This is a genomic window from Nocardia puris (genome assembly GCF_036051655.1).
Taxonomy (GTDB): domain Bacteria; phylum Actinomycetota; class Actinomycetes; order Mycobacteriales; family Mycobacteriaceae; genus Nocardia; species Nocardia puris.
Window position 1 is genome coordinate 4,323,620 of the sequence record NZ_CP107943.1, and the last position, 16,425, is coordinate 4,340,044.

Here is a 16,425-nt window from a genome sequence, read left to right on the forward strand (position 1 = left end):
GAGGGGGTGGATCCGTGCGACCTGATCAGGCGCGCGACGCCGGGAGCGGTCTCTACGACGCCGCCGCGGCCGGGGATTTCCGGATGCCGGAGCAGACCGCGCAACGGCTGGCGGCCGCGTGCGACGCGCTGATCGACGGACTCGGCGCGCTGCGGAACTCCAGCGCCGGACTCGCCCACGTGACCGGATTCCCGGAGCTGCCCTCGGGCGTGGCGCTCACCAAGGGGTTCGCCGGGAAGGGCACGCAGTTCACCGAGGTCGTGGCCGACCTGCGGGAGGCCGCGCTGCGCTACAAGGCCGGATTCCTCGCCGCCGGGCGCCTGGTCGCCGAGGCCGACGCCGCCAACAGGGCCGCCCTCGACCTGGCCGCCGACCGTCTGGACGGCGGCGCGTGAACCACGGCGCGGACGCGGCGACCGACCCGCCGTACGTCACCGACCGGGAGTCCTTCGACGCCTACACCCACCGCGAGATCTGGGAGCTGGTGCACGAGGCGCTGCGCCCGGTCGAACTCGGCCGCCTGGCCGACGGCTGGGAGGCCGGGGCCGACGAACTCGACGAATTGTTCGGCGCCTTCGCCGCGGCCGTGCACCAGGAGCTGGCCGACTGGCAGGGACAGGCCGCCGACGCGGCGCGCGCCTCCACCGAGCAGTTCATCCTGCTAGGCGCCGCCGTGCGCGACGTGTGCGCCGATATGTACCGGCGGATGGAGGCGAATTCGGCGGCCGCGCAGGCGATCCGGGACGCGATCCCGCCGCCGCCGGAACCGTATACGCCGCACCCGGATCCGGTGGTGGAGGCGGTGGACGGCGGGCCGCGCAAGATGGCGTACGACATCGCCGCCGCCGAAGCCCTGGCCGCCGCCCAGGACACCTTGACCTTTCACTACAACACGACCCTGGTGGCCTCCGGCGACGCCGTTCCCTCGTTCGGCGGGCCCGGCCCGGGAGGGGAGGACGCGCCGTGAGATGGGTGTTCACTCCCGACGAGTTCACCTACGTGTGGTCGGTGGAGACCGGCCGCGACCGCCGCCCGTATCCGATCAACATGGCCCATCGCGGCACCGTGCGCAGCGAGAACGACCGGGAGAAGCTCGATCTCGCCGAACGCTTCCCCCGCAACGCCGATCCCGACCTCACCGGCGCGCTCACCCTGTGCGCGCGCTCGGACGTCACCACCATCACCGTCTCGGGCGACCGCTACGGCGCCGACGGGCGCGCCGAGGAACCGATCCTCGCGTTCGGGGCGGCGCATCTGGTGTGGGGGACGGTGCTGATCGCCGGGCCGTGCGACGTCACCGTCATCGCCTGCCACGCGCGCACCGTGCCACGGCACCTGGTGGACGCGATGGGGCACACGCCGCCCGGACGCCTGGCCACCATGCGCGAACCGCGCGAGGCCGTGCTCTACGACGACCCGAACCGCTGGGACCGCACCGAAGCCGCCGACCGCGCCGCCGTCTTCCGCGAAACCCTGCACCGCCCCATCGACGCGCGCGGCTTCATCACCGTCACCGTCTCCCCGGAAGACCCGATGTCGCCGCCGACCCGCCACCGCACCTGGCTCGACTTCACCGGCGATGGACGCTACCTGCTCACCACCGCCACCCACCTCACCCTGGCCCCGGTCACCGACACCTCCCTGACGACCCACCTCCGCCACCTCGCCGCGATCCGCTGACGGCCGCCGAGCCGAGTCCATTCGCATGGATCTGCCGCGCGGCGCGCGCCGGAAATGTCGCAGGGGAGTGGGCTTCGGGTGGGTCAGTGGGGGAGGGGGAAGAGGAGGGCGATGGCGGCTTCGTGGGGGGTGGGGTGGTGCCAGCGGGTGGTGACGGCGTCGTTGGTGGACAGGGAGCGGAGGTCGGCGCGGTCGAGGTAGAGGGTGCCGTCGAGGTGGTCGGTCTCGTGCTGGACGATGCGGGCGGGCCAGCCGTGCACGAATTCGTCCACGCGGTGGCCGGTTTCGTCGAGGGCGGTGAGGTGGATGTCGGCGGGGCGCGTCACCACGGCTTGCCATCCGCTCACGCTGAGGCAGCCCTCGAAGAACGCGGCGCGTTCGGCGGAGGCGGGGGAGTAGACCGGATTGACGAGGACGCGGAACGGCAGCGGCTCGCGGGCCCGCGCGGCGCGGACCTCCTCGGAGACCTGTGCCGCGTCCTCGAGCACCGCCACCCGTAGCGGAATGCCGACCTGCGGCGCGGCCAGGCCGACGCCCGGTGCGGCGTGCATGGTCTCGCGCATCGCGGTGATCAGCCGGGCGAGCAGGGCGTCGTCGAGTTGCCCGTCGAAGTGCGCGGCGGGGCGGCGCAGCACCGGGTCGCCCGCCTGCACGATCGGCAGCGGGCCGTCGGTCGCGAGCAGCTCCGACACCAGGTCGAGCAGCGGGCGGTCGTGGGAGGCCATGGATGCCAGCATGGCAATCCGGTGGCGGCACGCGAAGCGCGGGATCGGAAATTGCGTTGCCGTCGCGGGCGGCGATCCGTAACGTCGCCGCGGTTTGTCACTACCGAACGGAAAGGATCCGTCATGGAACCCGTCACCGAACGCGACATCAGGTCGTCGTTCGTCAACTGCTCCAAGGGCGACGCCAAACGCCTGTCGGTGCCGCGCGATCTGGTCGAATATCCCTGGGAGGACTTGGATTTCCTCGGCTGGGGCGACCCGTCGCTGGCCGGGCGCTGCTACGTCGTGGTGCCGCGCGAGGACCGCCTGGTGGGCGTGGCGCTGCGCCACGAGACCGGTGGCTCCGGCAAGGCGCAGATGTGCGCGATCTGCCTCACCACCCACACCGGTGGCGGCGTGCGTCTCATGACCGCGAACAAGGCGGGCGAGTCCGGCCGTCGCGGCAACTCCATCGGCACCTACATGTGCACCGATCTGGCTTGCTCGCTCTACGCGCGCGGCAAGAAGCGCCCCGCGCTCGGCAGCCGCTACCGCGAGGACCTGACGGTCGAGGAGAAGATCGCCCGCGTCCGCGAGAACATGGACGCCTTCCTCACCAGGCTCCACGCCTGACCCACCCGCCCCCGCGAATGAAAGGAGTCGGATGCCATGCGCCGACACTCGATACCCACGACCACGCACCCCGAGTTCCGCACCCGAACTCGGGGTGCCGCCGACACCTCCCCGGTTGAGACCGCCCGGCCCCACCGGACCGTTTCATCCGGGGAGGAGTCGCTTCGAACCATTCAGGCCACGCCGGGTGGAGCCTCCGTGGTCTGGTGGCACTCGTCGTGGTGGCCGTCGCGGCTGGGTGTGGGCTGGATCTGTCCGACGAAGGCCCCACTGATCAGGGCATTCTCGACTCGACCGGTTGACGCTCGAAGGCGCCGCAGCCATTGCTCTCGACAATCTCGTCTCCGTCGCACCGAGGCCGGGCGAAGGGTCATCCATGGCACGACCAAGCAAGAAGGTGCCGCTACGACGCTTCCCGGACGCTGACCGGGTCGCCGTGGAAGTTCACTGTCGATCACCCATTCCAGAACGTCACCCACGAAACGATCGAGGCCACGCTGGGCCGGGTCGACACGCTGACCGAGCGGGGCTTCACTCGTGAATCCGCCACCCGCGGACGCCGCTACACCGACAACCGCGGCTTCACCGTCGACGCCTATCCGGCCGGCGCCCGAGAGTCCGTCGTGAAGTCCGCCTCGCCGTGCGCGGCCGCCGACGATTCCGGTCGGGACATTATCCTCGGCGCCGAACAACAACGGCGTACGGTTACCGCGCTCGCGCTGTCCGCCTGGGACTCCGGCGACAAGGCGAGCCTGTCCGCCATCACCTGTGGAGCGCTCAACACCCAATTGCCTCCGACCACCTACGAGTCCGACGTCGCGTTCAGGGAGAGACCGCCTGCGCGAACGCTGCCGCTCGCGGCACAAGCCGACTGGCGAGCCTCGGTGCTGTCGAATGGGTGGACCCTGACCGTCCGGATGATCCCTTCTTCCACGCGACGCCACCGCGACGGTGATTGTGCGACACGAACGGCCGTCACCGGAAAACCACAGCGACACCGCGATTCGCCGTGCGACGTACACCACGACGACCACCCGCGATCGCTGGAAGCTGTGCTCGTTCGAGGGGAGGGTGAACGGTACTGCGGGACCCGCCGTTCCCGGTCGGCTGCACTGTGGACACCGTTCGGAAACCGATCCCCGATTCGGGACGGCCATCTGCGCGGTAGTCATCGCGATGGACCCTGCCGACGGAATCTGCCTGGTCGATGGTTCCGGTAAGTCTGTATTGGTCGGCCTCCTCGCCCGCTATTCAAAACAGTGGTCAGCCCAGGACCTCGCCCGGATCATTGCCCTCGTCGAGTCCGCACCCCGCCGCCGACCAGTGCAAACACCGCCCACGCCCTACCGCATCGCCCGTCGCCTGTCTCCCGATACCATCACGGCCATCGTTGCTGCCTACCAAGCCGGCAGCACGACGCCCGAACTCTGCCAGCGCTACGGACTATCCAAGGGCAGCCTGCTCAAGCTCCTGTCCGACAACGGCGTCACCATGCGCCGCCAACCCCTCACCAATGACCAGATCACCCAAGCCGTCCAGCTCTACACCGACGGCAATTCCCTCCGCACCATCGCCCGCCAACTCGGCAGCTCCTTCAGCACCATCCGTGAAGCCCTCATCGCTCACGGGGTGACGATGCGTCCGGCAAGGAAGTAGGAGCGGATTCACGAGGGCGACGTGTAGGTCAAGATGCTGCGCTATGTGACCTTGGGCAGCTGCCACTCTGGCCGATGCCGAAGTGTAAGCAGCTTGCTTCGAGCCAGGCGCGAAACGCACTACTCGGCGCAAGGACGACATGATTAGAAGTCCCGCGTCCACGCACACCTCCATTCCACCGTCAGTGGCCAGCGTGCATCCAACGGCGAAACGACGGATGAGCCTCAAGGGGAGGAGACACTGCGTGTGGTGTGCACAACAGGACGTCGCGTGGCGTACCATCCTGGCCATGTGAGCCTGGCACACTGGGCCCCAACCTGCTGGAGGCGGCTATGCGCATATTGCCCGACGTCAGTCCGACACCCGAGCAGTTGACAATTCTACTCGACCCTAGTCCTGGCGTATTGGTTATTCGAGGCGCCGCCGGAAGCGGAAAGACGACGACAGCATTACTTCGTCTGAAACACCTCTGTGGATTTTGGTTAGCACGTCGAAATCGGTTGCGCCTTCAAGATCCGGTTCGGGTTCTGGTTCTAACCTATAATCGAACCCTTGAGGGATATGTATCAGAGCTGGCGCATCATCAGGTGCAGGAGAATGTGAATTTGCATCTGACAGTAACAACGTTTGGTAAATTTGCCACCGATTTGGTCGGAACAACGCCGGATGTCGTCGAGACGGAACAAATACTGGGCGAGCTTATTGAACCCTTTGGAATGCCCGAGTCGTTTCTTCGTGATGAAATCCAGTATCTACTTGGTCGGTTTGAGCCACATCGAATCAACGAGTATCTGACGACTCAGCGCGACGGTAGAGGGCTCTCCCCGAGAATGGAGACAACGACTAGGCGCCGCCTCCTGGATCGCGTCGTATATCCATACCTAGACAAAAAGAAAACCCGCCATCTCCGGGACTGGAATGATATTGCACTAGAGGCGGGGAAGTCCTCCGGAATGCCGTGGGACGTGGTAATCGTGGATGAAGCTCAGGACTTTTCTGCGAACCAAGTGAGGGCAATCTTGAAGCATGTTGCCGACGATCACTCGATTACATTTGTAGTCGACACTGCGCAAAGAATATACCCTCGTTCCTTCACTTGGAAGGAAGCTGGCGTCATCCAGCCGCGGAGTCGGTCTCTGAAGAAAAACTACCGAAATACAAAACAGATAGCTGCTTTTGCCCGGGGCCTGGTAGAAGGCATGGCAATTGGAGATGACGGTGCACTGCCGGATCTGCGTGCGGCGAATAATTCTGGACCTCTCCCAACCGTGCTAGTGGGAAAATTTTCTGACCAGATGAAATGGTCGATATCGAATGTTGTATCTATTGCAAGCCTTGCGGACGAGTCTGTGGTGTTTCTGCACCCTCTTGGCGGCGGATGGTTCCGCTACGTCAAGGAACAACTTGAGCGTTACAGTATTCCATATGTCCAACTCGCCCGATCGAGCAAGTGGCCTGGCGGCCAGGAGACTGTGGCGCTGTGCACGATTCATTCGGCAAAAGGTCTAGAGTTCGATCACGTGATAATCCTTGGTCTTAACCAAGAAGTCACTCCCCATGGAGATGGTGCGGGAGACGCTGGACTGGAGAACTTGCGCCGGCTACTGGCCATGGGCATAGGAAGAGCGCGAAAGTCCGTTACCGTCGGATTCAAGCAGGGCTCCGCCTCGACATTAATTGGTATCCTGAACCCTTCGACATACCGAAAGATTGAACTGTGAATAACGAGATCTTGAAGTTCCTACGTGAACGCAATATCTCCGAAGTCGTTCACTTCACAACCAATCATGGACTTGTCGGAATATTCGCCTCTGGTGTTGTAAGAAGTCGAGACAGGCTGGATGTTGACGAATATTTGGAGAATATCAGGCTGGCGAATTGCGAGGTTCGCAAAGACCCGGAGTGGACAGACTACGTCAACATGTCGATATCCGTGGTCAACCGTCGCATGCTTGGAACATCCCAGAACTGGCATCAGACAGATAGCGTATGGTGGGCTGTGCTATCTTTTGAGCCCGATATACTGGCTGATAAAGGCGTATGGTTTACAACCACCAACAACACGTATACGACTACTGTTCGTCGAGGGCAGGGTCTCGCCGGTCTTCAGGACATGTATAGTGAATCGGTGCCATGGGGTTGGTATGGCCACCGGAGCACGCGTCAGGCTGGGCTTGCCAGCGACCGGCCGACAAATGATCAGGCAGAAGTACTTTATCCGGGGGAACTGTCGCTGGCTCGACTACGAGCGATATATGTACCGGAGGAGGAGCACATGGACTACATCGAAGGTCTAATTGCTACCTTCCCCAAAGTGCCGCATGTGCCAGTGTCCTGCCGTCCAGAGGTATTTCAGTGACTAATTTCGGATATCGGGCAGAACAAACCGTATCCTCTATGCTGTGGGCGGCATGGGCGGATGCCTTGGGCTGGATTTCTGAGCTCACCACTGCGGAGAACTTTCGGCGACGTACTCAAGGGCGTGCTCTCACTGAGCCGTTCGCTTGGGAGCGCAATATCGGTGGACGGTCTGGGCCTCGAGTCAAACTGCCAGCAGGGTGTTACTCGGACGATACACAGCTAAGGCTGGCTACGGCTAGAGCGATTTCGTCTGCAGGGTTCGATGTCGAAGCGTTCTCCCGAGTGGAGCTGCCGGTTTGGCAGTCTTATGCGCTCGGCGGCGGCCGATCTACCAAGGCGGCCTCGGCATCAATGGCGAAACAGACTGCGAATTGGGCAGCGAACTTTTACTCCGGATGGGAAAAGTCCGGGGGTAATGGCGCTGCCATGCGGATCCAGCCTCATGTCTACGCCTCGCCGGACCTTCAGTCGTACGGTCATATTGACGACGTAATTAAGAATTCGATCGTCACTCATGGCCATCCTAATGCGTTAGTCGGAGCCGTTTTGCATGCAGCGGCACTCACAGTTGCGATGGCGGAGCAACGTCCTCCTGGTCCGGATAACTGGAATAGGATTATTGAGGTTGCCCACGAGTCATTCGAAATCTTCAATCACTGTGCGGAACTCGCAGCATACTGGCGTCCTCGTTGGGAATCGGTCACAGGACGACGATTCGATATAGAGTGGCATAATACGGTGGACCACGCTAAACGGCTGCTCTACGAGTCAGTTGATGCGTATGATGCGCTGCACGCTTCTCGGAACGATAGAGTCATGGCAGGCGCCGCATACGAGTTACTCGTGCGAGTGCTTAGTCTCGATGACGCCCGTACAGTTGGAAATGGTCTAACGACCTCGATTGCCGCGATAGTACTTGCCGGGGCGCTTCCTGATCACCCTGCTCAGTCTGCGCAACTGTCTGCCGCTCGTCTCAACACTGACACGGACACAATAGCGACGATGGCTGCGGCGATCGTCGGTGCGTTAAGTCCGGCTAAACTTCCGTCGCCGCTTCTCGACATCGGGCACATCACTACGGAAGCGCGACGATTGGCGGCAATTTCCTTTGGTGAGGAAACTGCGGCATTCCCCTATCCGGACTTGCTGAAATGGACTGCACCGAAATCTGCACTGGACAGCTTGGGAGTTGCAGATTCGAAACTAGCTGTATCGGGTCTTGGATGGGTGCATCCGTTTGGTGACGTGTACGTTTCAAAGCTTGGTAATTGGCAATGGATGACAACTTCCTTTGGTCCAACGCTTCTGCTTAAACATAGGGTTCACATTCCAGATCTTCCACTAGGAAATTGGCCTGTGGCGCCTACAGTGGGTGTGGATGTGGCGAGTAGTCGGGGTAATCCAAGAACCTCTGCCCAGTCGTCGTTGTTCGAGGATGAATCCGAATCGGAGCCCCGTCATCTCTATCAGGAGGAAGGTAGGCGTTTAAACATTCGACTTATACTAGATTGGCTCGATGGTCGAGGCTATAGCGATAAGGATCTGGGGTACGCGTTTCGCCGTGTAATCGAACGAGGAACGTCTTCCCAACTGGCTGAGTTTACCAAAGAGGTTCAGCGGGCTATCCGGCGCGATGCGGGAGATACTAAGCACTAGCCAGTGATTAGTTGAGTGTCCGCAACTTGTGGCCAGCATAGTTCGTTAACGCCGGTAATTGGGGTAGGTGAGGCAGTTGTCCGGTGCTTCGGACGGACGATGGTCTTCCTCACTTGGTAGCGTCGTTCGACGGTGCTATTTCTACAATCGCGCGACTGACCCATTTCGCAAGAATGCTGAATGCCGCTAGATGTTCAAGGGCTTCGTGCTCGCTGATTTGTTCATGCACGGTATGACTTATAGGGTTTCTAATGGCTGCGTAGCACCCGCGAGCGAAGGCTGCGGCGCCTTGGTGAATACTTTGGTATGTTTTGCTGCCGTCATTCTCCATGATGCGAAGACGGGGTGCTCCCGTCTTCGGAGCATCCAACGTAAATGCCTGCGCGAACAGGTCGGACTCAGATACTTCCCGTCGGCCCACCTTATCTTGGGTTCGTGCGTTAACGACAACACTTGCAGCGCGGACCGCCTCAGAAAAGTGGCCGCTCATCCAGAGGGGCTTCGCGGCTTCCCATACCCAGTCATGCAGCTGGTTGGCGTTTAGTGATGGTGCGTTGTCGCCGAGATTCGCGTCAAACTCATTCTGCATCTGTATTTCCTCGATGGCGCGGACGCAGAATTCCTTACGTTGGCTCCAGACATTGTCCATCATGCCGGTCTTCAGTTCGGTTCGCCATGTGGGAATGATACGATCAAGAATTTTCTCAGCGGCTACTGACGCTGACTCCATCTTTCTCTTTTTTTCGTTGTTTTCAGCAGTCGGGGGAATGGTTGGCGCAAGAGAGTTATATTGCTCTACAGCTTCGACGAATGCTTCAAGCCGAGCTATCGCCCATCTTGTATTTAGGGATGTCACCGTAATTTATCCTACATTCGAATGAAAATCCTGGCTGCGCCGCTAGGCGATGCGATAGAAGTGTGGAGCCTGAATAGGCTGAAGGGCACTCGTCGCCACAGTTTCCTATAGCTTCGGAACTACCGAGCCGGTCCTACAATTTGTAGGACCGGCTCGGTAGTTCGATAGACCCTACGCCAGCTGAACGAGCTTCCAGCTCACGGCCTTGCCGCCGTACGGAGGCATAACGTTCCCCTTGGCGATGGGTGCCGTGGTCGACGGCGTGCCGACTACCTCCCAAACGCCACTCTGCGGGCAACGCTCGCCTGTGCGGGCGATGGTTCCGATCGGACTCATATCGAGCCAACCTTCCACTGATGGCCCGCAACATCCGTCACGGACCAGGCAACAGCGGGTAAAGCTCTGGTCACGATGTGTCCGCTGTCACTGACAGCGGTACAGCCTCCTGGTAGCTTCAGCGCCCTACCGCCAAGTAGACACGTAAGCCCCAGGTCCAGAGCCCCTCGGCATTTGGCCTGGGGTTTGCTGTGTACCAACGTCCGATCTTACAGCCGTGGGATTCCCGGCGAAAGCCAATTCTCGGCGTCCTTGACGCTTCAAACGTGATGTCGGCCACATCCAATGAACATGCAGGTGGCCGGCGGACTTCTGCTGCGCGGCAACAAGATCGGCAGGCCTTCCGGCAGCATCTCTGTGGCCGGGGCACGGTCGAAGCCTAGTTTTGCTAATGAATTGCCAAGTGGCCCTCGATCCGCCTGTGCGCGCTGGCCTCAGGTAAGCATCATGCTGACCGGGAAGTAGCACTCCCCGGTCTCGCTGGCGTGGCGCTTCTTCCGTGCCAGCAGCTCGTCGAGCCGGACGCGGTTGTCCAAGACGTAGAAGAGGTCCGTGCCATCCATGGTCAGAAACGGTGTCGCGGAGGCGTACTCGTTGATTGCGTCCTTCGTGAAGCCGGTGACGCTGACGATCAGCCCGGAAGCGTTCTTGTGCTTGCGCTCTACCTTCCTCGCGAAGGCATCGGCCTGCTCTCGGGTGACCTTCTCCTTTCGCCAGCGCGCTTCGAGGATGTAGTCGTCGCTGTCGAGGGTGAAGGCGCCGTCGATCTGCTCACGCTCAAGCTCGTACGCCCCTCTGGGGTTCAGGTCAAACAGGCCGAATAGGTGCAGCAGGAATAGCTCGAACGCCTTGCCGCGGGAATGCGGGTTGTCGAGCTGGTGCAGGCGGAGGAAGTCCTGGTGCATCGTCTGCAGTGTGTTCTCGAACGCACGGCGGGACGCGAGCTGCTGTTCGAGTACCGCATGTTCAGCAGCGAGGCGCTCCCGCTCGTCCTGGAGGATCTCGTATCCCTCAGTGTGGCGCCTCATCTCGGCAACAGCTTTTCGGGCGATGCTGATCCGCTGTTCGGAGTCCTCCAGGTCTTCGAGATCCGGGAACCGCGTCATGTTTGCGACTTCGAGCATGAGGTGAAGCGTTGTGTCCCGGTACCGCGACTCGCCGGCCAGCAACCGGTCGACGACCGTATCGGTGATCTCCCACTTCGTCGGCGTCTTGAAGTCGACGCCGTCGAGCAGCTCGGGGTGCTCCCGGAACGCGGCCTTCAGGAAGGGCTTCAGCGTTCGTGCCTTGTACCAGACGATGGCGGGGAGCGCCTTGCGGAGGGCCTGGTACGCCTGGGCGGAGATGCGTGTGTGCCGGCGAGTCAGCGTCACCTTCCGCTCGCCATACACGCCGAGTCGCGCCTGATCATCCCGGCCCACCCTGACAAACCCCTTTGACCACCTGCTGCGCCTTCGCGCACTGACGATTTGGATCCGAGCCTTCACAGGATACCGACGTCGGTGAGGCGGCCCGCTGCCAAGCGGCGCACAGTCCGCTACCCTCGTGACGCGAGAACGGCGGCCGGACAGGCTCGTGTGGTTCGGCGGGTGCCGTCAAGGGGTTGACGACAGGAGGGGGTGGCTCGTGGTCTATGACGCTTCGGATTTTCCAGCGGTCCGCACGCCGATTCCGGTCATAGTCGCCGTTGCCGGCGGCATCGTGTGCAGCGTCGTGATGATCGCGACGGCTCTGGCCAACCAGCCGGGGATCATCGACCTCCTCGTAGTCACGCTTGTTCCAGGAGCTGCGGTCGTACGGGCCGTCGCCGATGGTCCGGCGGGCAAGGCCAAGGTAGTCGAGGTCATCGCGTGCCTGTTCGGGCTGCTGTGGCTATGGATGCGGCCGGACGTTGGAACGGTTCTGGTGGTGGCGCTTCTGCTGTTCCCCGTCCTTGGGGGAGAGGTCTACCGGTGGTTCCGACGGCAGAAGCAAGGCCGCGTGCGGTGGCTGAGCTTGCACCGGGCCGCTGCTGATGACGGCGCCCGGATCGTGTGGGTCCAGCACGCCAGCCCCCGCGGCGAGCAAACGCAGGTGCTGCTCATGGACCCCAGCACCGGGGAGGAGACAACGCCGCGTTCGCTGTGGGGCCAATGGCCCGCCCAGATCTACGTCGCCATCACGGGAGGCCGGCGTGTGCTGGCCATGTCGCTGCGCGGTGACGACAAAGCAGCGGAGCGGCTCGCCAAGTACGAAGTGGCGTGATCGAATCCGACCAACTGGTCGCCTGCGCGCGGGCGCGCGGCTCGGTACTGTGGGGCTGGCCGTCTGCTGAGGGGTTGTGGTCAGGGGCGGGTTCTGCGCAGAAGGCTCACTGAACAGGGAGGGTGTTGTGGCGTACTCGGCGGAGATCAACCGGAAGCGGCCGGCGTTGCTGGTGCTACTCATCGACCAGTCGACATCGATGAGTGATCCGTGGGCGGGAACCGGTGCCAGCAAGGCGCAGGCACTGGCGCAGGCGGTCAACGTGACGCTGAACAACGCGATTGGGTTGTGCAGCAAGGGAACTGCGCGCATTTACGACTACTTCGAGATTTGCGTGCTCGGGTACGGCGCTGATGTGCAGCTCCAGCTGTCTGGCACCGATGCCTATCGGCCAGTGCTGCCGATCAGTGAGTTGGCGCGGGCGCCAAAGCACATCGAGATGCGCCAGCGCCAGGAGGTGAACCACGCGGGGAGACCAGTGACAGTGGAATCGCCGTTCCCTGTCTGGATTGACCCAGTGTTTGGCGGCATGACGCCGATGACCGCGGCCTTCCGTACGGTCGAGCCCATCGTGGCCGCTTGGTGCAGCGACCATGCGTCGAGCTTTCCGCCCATCGTTGTCAATATCACCGACGGTGAAAGCACTGATGGGGATCCGACGGCGGCAGCGCAGCGGGTGGCGGCGATTAGTACCGACGACGGCTCGTCGTTGATCTTCAACGTCCATCTTTCGAATGCTGCGGAACAGCCGTTCGCGTACCCGAGTTCCCGGGCTGGCATGCCCGACGCGAACGCGGATCTGCTGTTCGGGATGTCCAGCCAGTTGCCGCCGTCGTTGTACGAAGCGGCCCGCTGCGCAGGCAAGCAGCTCGAACCGGGTGCCCGCGGGTTCATCTATAACGCCGACGCGAGCAGCGTATTCGAGTTCCTGGACCTCGGGACTCGCGCGGTGACGCCGACCGGGCTGAAGGAGCTGACAAGCGGCCAGCCCGCCCTGGGCAGCTGAATCCGGCACAATGGCCATTTCGGAGCCACGGATCGCCGCATGCAGCGTGCCGAAACCCGAGGACACCGACGAGGACAACGAAGACCAGATCGCACACGCCGGCGATCGGGTCGCCCTGTCTGACGGTGCCTCCAGGTCCGCACGTCCCGAGGTCTGGGCCGAGCTGCTGGTAACGGCGTTCGTGTATGACGGGCTCGACCCTCTCGATCCTATGCACCTGGCCGTGCTGAGGGATAAGTGGATGGCCCAGGTTTCCGAACCTGAACTGCCGTGGTACGCAACGGCCAAGCTGGCTGAAGGCGGTGCCGCCACATTCCTCGGACTGCGGCTGCCCGACGCTGACGGGCAGTACTGGGCAAACGGTGTTGGCGACACCTGCCTGCTTCATATCCGCGATGGCGACGTTCTGAGCGCAGGTCCGCTGCAGCGGGCGCAGGACTTCAGTTCGCGTCCGTCGCTGGTATCGACGCGCCCAGGCGAGAACGGGTTTCTCGATCACGTCTGGCACCACGAGGCAATCGCTCGCCCCGGCGATGCGCTTATCCTCGCGACCGACGCCGCCGCGGCCTACCTCCTGGGTGGACCCAGCGAGCTGTACCAAGAGCTGGTCAGCACTGACGTGATGGTCCGGCACGACGAGTTCGAAGCCTGGGTCGACTTCGCGCGCGCCGAACGCGGCATGGCGCCCGACGATACGACGATCTGCGTGGTGTGGCTATGAGCTTGCCCAGCCTGCTTGATTACCAGCAGGCTGTCCTGCACCCAGAGATCGCCTTCCCGCGCGACCCGGAACTGCGCGCCGGGAAGGCCGCGATGACCCCTCTGGGCACAGCCGCGGTGGCGTCGGGCGGATTTGCCGCCACGTTCCGAATCCACAGCCCCGGCAGCGGCCGGAGCTACGCTGTGCGGTGCTTCCACAAGCTGACTACTGACGCGACGCTGGCGCAGCGCTACGCCCAGATCGCCCAGTTCGTCACCAGCAACCCTCAGCTGGATTTCCTTGTGGACGTCCGCTACGACACGAACGGTGTTGTCGTGGGCGGTTCCTCGCACCCGATGGTGCGGATGCCGTGGATCACGGGCGATCCGCTCGGCGACTGGGTCGACGACCATTTCGACGAGCCGGACGCGATCGAGGCCGTTCGGCGCAACCTTGCGGACGCCGTGCGTCGGCTGCGCGCCGTCCATGTGGCACACGGAGACTTGCAGCACGGCAATGTCATGGTTGGCGACGACTATGCCGTCACCCTGATCGACTACGACGGCATGTACCTTCGCGAACTGGAACCGTACGGGGCTGCCGAGCGTGGGCACCCGAACTACCAACACCCTGACCGCGGGAGCCGGTTCGATGAGAATCTCGACCTGTTCTCGGCCTACGTGATCGATCTGTCGCTGGCCGCGATCGCCCAAGACCCCGATCTCTGGGACAAGTTCGGCGGTGGCGGGCAAAACCTTCTGTTTAGCGCCAGCGACTACGCCGACCCAGGTACGTCGAAAGTGTTCGACGCGCTTCTGGCAAGCCCGCTCGCGCCGCGGGCCAGGGTGCTCAAGCAAGCGTGCATCACCAGCTACGAACAGATCGAGGACGCGCTGAGCGGCAAGCCGACCCAGTCGCGGACGGCCACTGCGACGGCAGCGCCAACCCCTACCGTCATGCTGGCCTCGAATGCTGCCGCGCTCCGCCGCAGACAAGGCGATCAGGTCACCATCGTCGGCACCGTCGACTCCACGAAGTGGCTATACAAACCTCATTGGAGTGGCGCCGTAGCCCTGATCAACTTCGGCTCCTACGTAAAAGGCGACTTTACGGTCGTCGCCTTTGGCCCAGTTGCGAGTGCACTCGAACGTCTCTACGGCAAAGGCCTCTACAAGCTGAAAGGCCAGACTGTCACACTGACCGGGCTGGTCACGCTGTATCAGGCCAAGCGTGCAACGAACCTGACTCCCCAGATGGTCCTGTCGCGTGCCGCCCAGCTCAAGACTCTGGACGCGGCCGCCTACGCCACGATGATGAGCGCAGCATCCGGAACGACCAAAGTACGCACACCGCCGACCATCCCCCGGGCGTCGAGTCGAACCGACACGGCCGCAACCGCTTCGGCCGCGCCGCCCCCCAAGCCGAAACCGCAGGCGCGCCCGGCAGCCAGCCCGACCGGGATCAACGACCTGTTGAGCACGATGTCCGCCCGGTTCCCGGTATCACCGCCACCACCATCGCCCGCAGCGCCGCCTAAAGCACCGAAACCGAAGCGCGAGGCACCGAAGCCGGAGACGCCGCCCCCTCCGCGGCCGACCCCAGGGCCAGCGACAGCGAGGCCGGTGCCGACGCGCACCGAAGCCCGTCCGACCGTGCCACCGGTGTCGTACCCGCCGCCTCCGCCTCGGTATCCACCGAGTTACCCACCACAGTGGGCGCAGCCACCTCGCCGAAAGCGCCACCGCCGGGTGCCGACAGCATTCCTGCTCGCGATCGGTGCCATCTGGGTCGTGATGCTCGGGTTGACAGCTCGCGGCTGTGTCGCCACGTTCGACTCGTCGGCGCCGCCACCGGCGCCCATCCGGTTCCAATCGGCCAGCTCAAACCTTTCCTGTCTGGTTGTTTTCGAATCGCCGGCTTCGGTCCGGTGCGACGCCGGGCAGGTCCTGTACCAGCCGCCACCGCCACCGCCCAATTGCGCCCCAGAGCATTTCGGCCGAACGGTCGTCCTTACCGAGGGGCACGGGGCGGCTTTCGCGTGCGCCACCGACTCCCTGATCGACCCGTCTCTGCCGGTCCTCGAATACAACACGACGAGGACCTACGGGCCGTTCCGGTGCTCGATCGACTATCACTCCGGGGTGACGTGCCGCGAGGCGAATTCCTCGCGCGGGTTTCGGATCGAGCGCGACTCGTTCGAAATCTACTAGGGCGTCGCCCCGATTTGAAAGCTGCGGGAAGCACGGTGTCCCGACGTCGGGCCTGCGGGTGGTCTAGCGACAGATCGAACTCTCAATCGCTCTCTCTGGGAGCGGGATTCGTACTCCGAGTCGGCACGATGGGTGCATACTGTGACGTATGTCAAGCCAGCGTAAGCTTGTCGGAGTCATCGCCGGTCTGGTCGGCGCAGCTCTTCTTGTAGGACTTGGTGTCTATCTGGCCAGGATCGGACTTGATGAGGCCAACAAGGTAGCGAGTGTTATCAGTGCGTTCTGTGGACTGATAGCAGTGACAATCGCCCTTGTAGCCCTGGTGCCGAAGCCCGCGCCGCCTCCAGCACCTCCACCACAACCTCCGAAGCACGGAGGTAATA

General features: G+C 62.9%; 15 protein-coding genes. 12 read left to right on the top strand and 3 right to left on the bottom strand.

Going from position 1 to position 16,425, the window contains the following annotated elements:
• Positions 1-14: 14 nt before the first annotated feature.
• The 3 genes from OHB21_RS19950 to OHB21_RS19960 are packed head-to-tail and all read left to right on the top strand — an operon-like array spanning position 15 to position 1,680.
• On the top strand, positions 15-395 hold the full coding sequence (locus OHB21_RS19950; RefSeq protein ID WP_067511528.1) for a hypothetical protein: 381 nt from the start codon (positions 15-17) through the stop codon (positions 393-395).
• On the top strand, positions 392-967 hold the full coding sequence (locus tag OHB21_RS19955) for a hypothetical protein (RefSeq protein WP_067511527.1): 576 nt from the start codon (positions 392-394) through the stop codon (positions 965-967). The genes OHB21_RS19950 and OHB21_RS19955 overlap by 4 nt, the downstream gene beginning before the upstream one ends.
• Positions 964-1,680 (top strand): ESX secretion-associated protein EspG, encoded by a 717-nt coding sequence (locus OHB21_RS19960; RefSeq protein WP_195125807.1) that lies wholly within the window; start codon positions 964-966, stop codon positions 1,678-1,680. The genes OHB21_RS19955 and OHB21_RS19960 overlap by 4 nt, the downstream gene beginning before the upstream one ends.
• A gap of 83 nt (positions 1,681-1,763) precedes the next feature.
• On the opposite strand, the gene OHB21_RS19965 is transcribed toward OHB21_RS19960, so the two are convergent.
• A complete protein-coding gene (locus tag OHB21_RS19965; RefSeq protein WP_228791332.1) occupies positions 1,764-2,405 on the bottom strand; it encodes a peptide deformylase in 642 nt (213 codons plus the stop codon).
• A gap of 123 nt (positions 2,406-2,528) precedes the next feature.
• On the opposite strand from OHB21_RS19965, the gene OHB21_RS19970 reads away from it, so the two are divergent.
• The 5 genes from OHB21_RS19970 (at position 2,529) to OHB21_RS19990 (ending at position 8,690) form a co-directional block, all read left to right on the top strand.
• On the top strand, positions 2,529-3,017 hold the full coding sequence (locus OHB21_RS19970; RefSeq protein WP_067511524.1) for an FBP domain-containing protein: 489 nt from the start codon (positions 2,529-2,531) through the stop codon (positions 3,015-3,017).
• Between the two features lie 957 nt (positions 3,018-3,974).
• Entirely contained in the window at positions 3,975-4,673 is a 699-nt protein-coding gene (locus tag OHB21_RS19975) for a hypothetical protein (protein WP_328435554.1), read from the top strand.
• A gap of 332 nt (positions 4,674-5,005) precedes the next feature.
• Complete coding sequence (locus OHB21_RS19980) at positions 5,006-6,394, top strand: 3'-5' exonuclease (RefSeq protein WP_067511522.1); 1,389 nt, start codon at positions 5,006-5,008, stop codon at positions 6,392-6,394.
• Complete coding sequence (locus OHB21_RS19985) at positions 6,391-7,032, top strand: DarT ssDNA thymidine ADP-ribosyltransferase family protein (protein WP_084537937.1); 642 nt, start codon at positions 6,391-6,393, stop codon at positions 7,030-7,032. Before OHB21_RS19980 ends, OHB21_RS19985 begins: the two co-directional genes overlap by 4 nt.
• A 38-nt stretch (positions 7,033-7,070) precedes the next feature.
• The gene (locus OHB21_RS19990) at positions 7,071-8,690 is read left to right on the top strand and encodes an ADP-ribosylglycohydrolase family protein (RefSeq protein ID WP_084537943.1); all 1,620 of its coding nucleotides are present in this window, start codon (positions 7,071-7,073) and stop codon (positions 8,688-8,690) included.
• 109 nt (positions 8,691-8,799) lie between these two features.
• Here OHB21_RS19990 and OHB21_RS19995 read toward each other — a convergent pair whose 3' ends face one another.
• Together OHB21_RS19995 and OHB21_RS20000 are read right to left on the bottom strand one after the other, a co-directional pair.
• On the bottom strand, positions 8,800-9,546 hold the full coding sequence (locus OHB21_RS19995; RefSeq protein WP_067511521.1) for a TIGR02391 family protein: 747 nt from the start codon (positions 9,544-9,546) through the stop codon (positions 8,800-8,802).
• A 770-nt stretch (positions 9,547-10,316) separates the two neighbouring features.
• Entirely contained in the window at positions 10,317-11,303 is a 987-nt protein-coding gene (locus OHB21_RS20000) for a restriction endonuclease (protein ID WP_147266006.1), read from the bottom strand.
• Positions 11,304-11,508: 205 nt separating this feature from the next.
• Here OHB21_RS20000 and OHB21_RS20005 point away from each other — a divergent pair, with 205 nt between their 5' ends.
• The 4 genes from OHB21_RS20005 (at position 11,509) to OHB21_RS20020 (ending at position 16,042) form a co-directional block, all read left to right on the top strand.
• A complete protein-coding gene (locus tag OHB21_RS20005) occupies positions 11,509-12,126 on the top strand; it encodes a hypothetical protein (protein ID WP_147266005.1) in 618 nt (205 codons plus the stop codon).
• A 127-nt stretch (positions 12,127-12,253) separates the two neighbouring features.
• Positions 12,254-13,132, top strand: a complete 879-nt coding sequence (locus OHB21_RS20010) for a hypothetical protein (RefSeq protein WP_067511519.1) — start codon at positions 12,254-12,256, stop codon at positions 13,130-13,132.
• A gap of 10 nt (positions 13,133-13,142) precedes the next feature.
• A complete protein-coding gene (locus OHB21_RS20015; protein WP_147266004.1) occupies positions 13,143-13,853 on the top strand; it encodes a hypothetical protein in 711 nt (236 codons plus the stop codon).
• Entirely contained in the window at positions 13,850-16,042 is a 2,193-nt protein-coding gene (locus OHB21_RS20020) for a hypothetical protein (protein ID WP_067511517.1), read from the top strand. Before OHB21_RS20015 ends, OHB21_RS20020 begins: the two co-directional genes overlap by 4 nt.
• The last annotated feature ends 383 nt before the right edge of the window (positions 16,043-16,425 follow it).

Excerpts from the sequence above, each read along its gene's own strand:
- OHB21_RS19980 (WP_067511522.1), top strand. The coding sequence starts at position 5,006 with ATGCGCATATTGCCCGACGTCAGTCCGACACCCGAGCAGTTGACAATT.
- OHB21_RS19970 (WP_067511524.1), top strand. The coding sequence starts at position 2,529 with ATGGAACCCGTCACCGAACGCGACATCAGGTCGTCGTTCGTCAACTGC.
- OHB21_RS20020 (WP_067511517.1), top strand. The coding sequence starts at position 13,850 with ATGAGCTTGCCCAGCCTGCTTGATTACCAGCAGGCTGTCCTGCACCCA.
- OHB21_RS20015 (WP_147266004.1), top strand. The coding sequence starts at position 13,143 with ATGGCCATTTCGGAGCCACGGATCGCCGCATGCAGCGTGCCGAAACCC.
- OHB21_RS19965 (WP_228791332.1), bottom strand. The coding sequence starts at position 2,405 with ATGGCCTCCCACGACCGCCCGCTGCTCGACCTGGTGTCGGAGCTGCTC.
- OHB21_RS19990 (WP_084537943.1), top strand. The coding sequence starts at position 7,071 with ATGCTGTGGGCGGCATGGGCGGATGCCTTGGGCTGGATTTCTGAGCTC.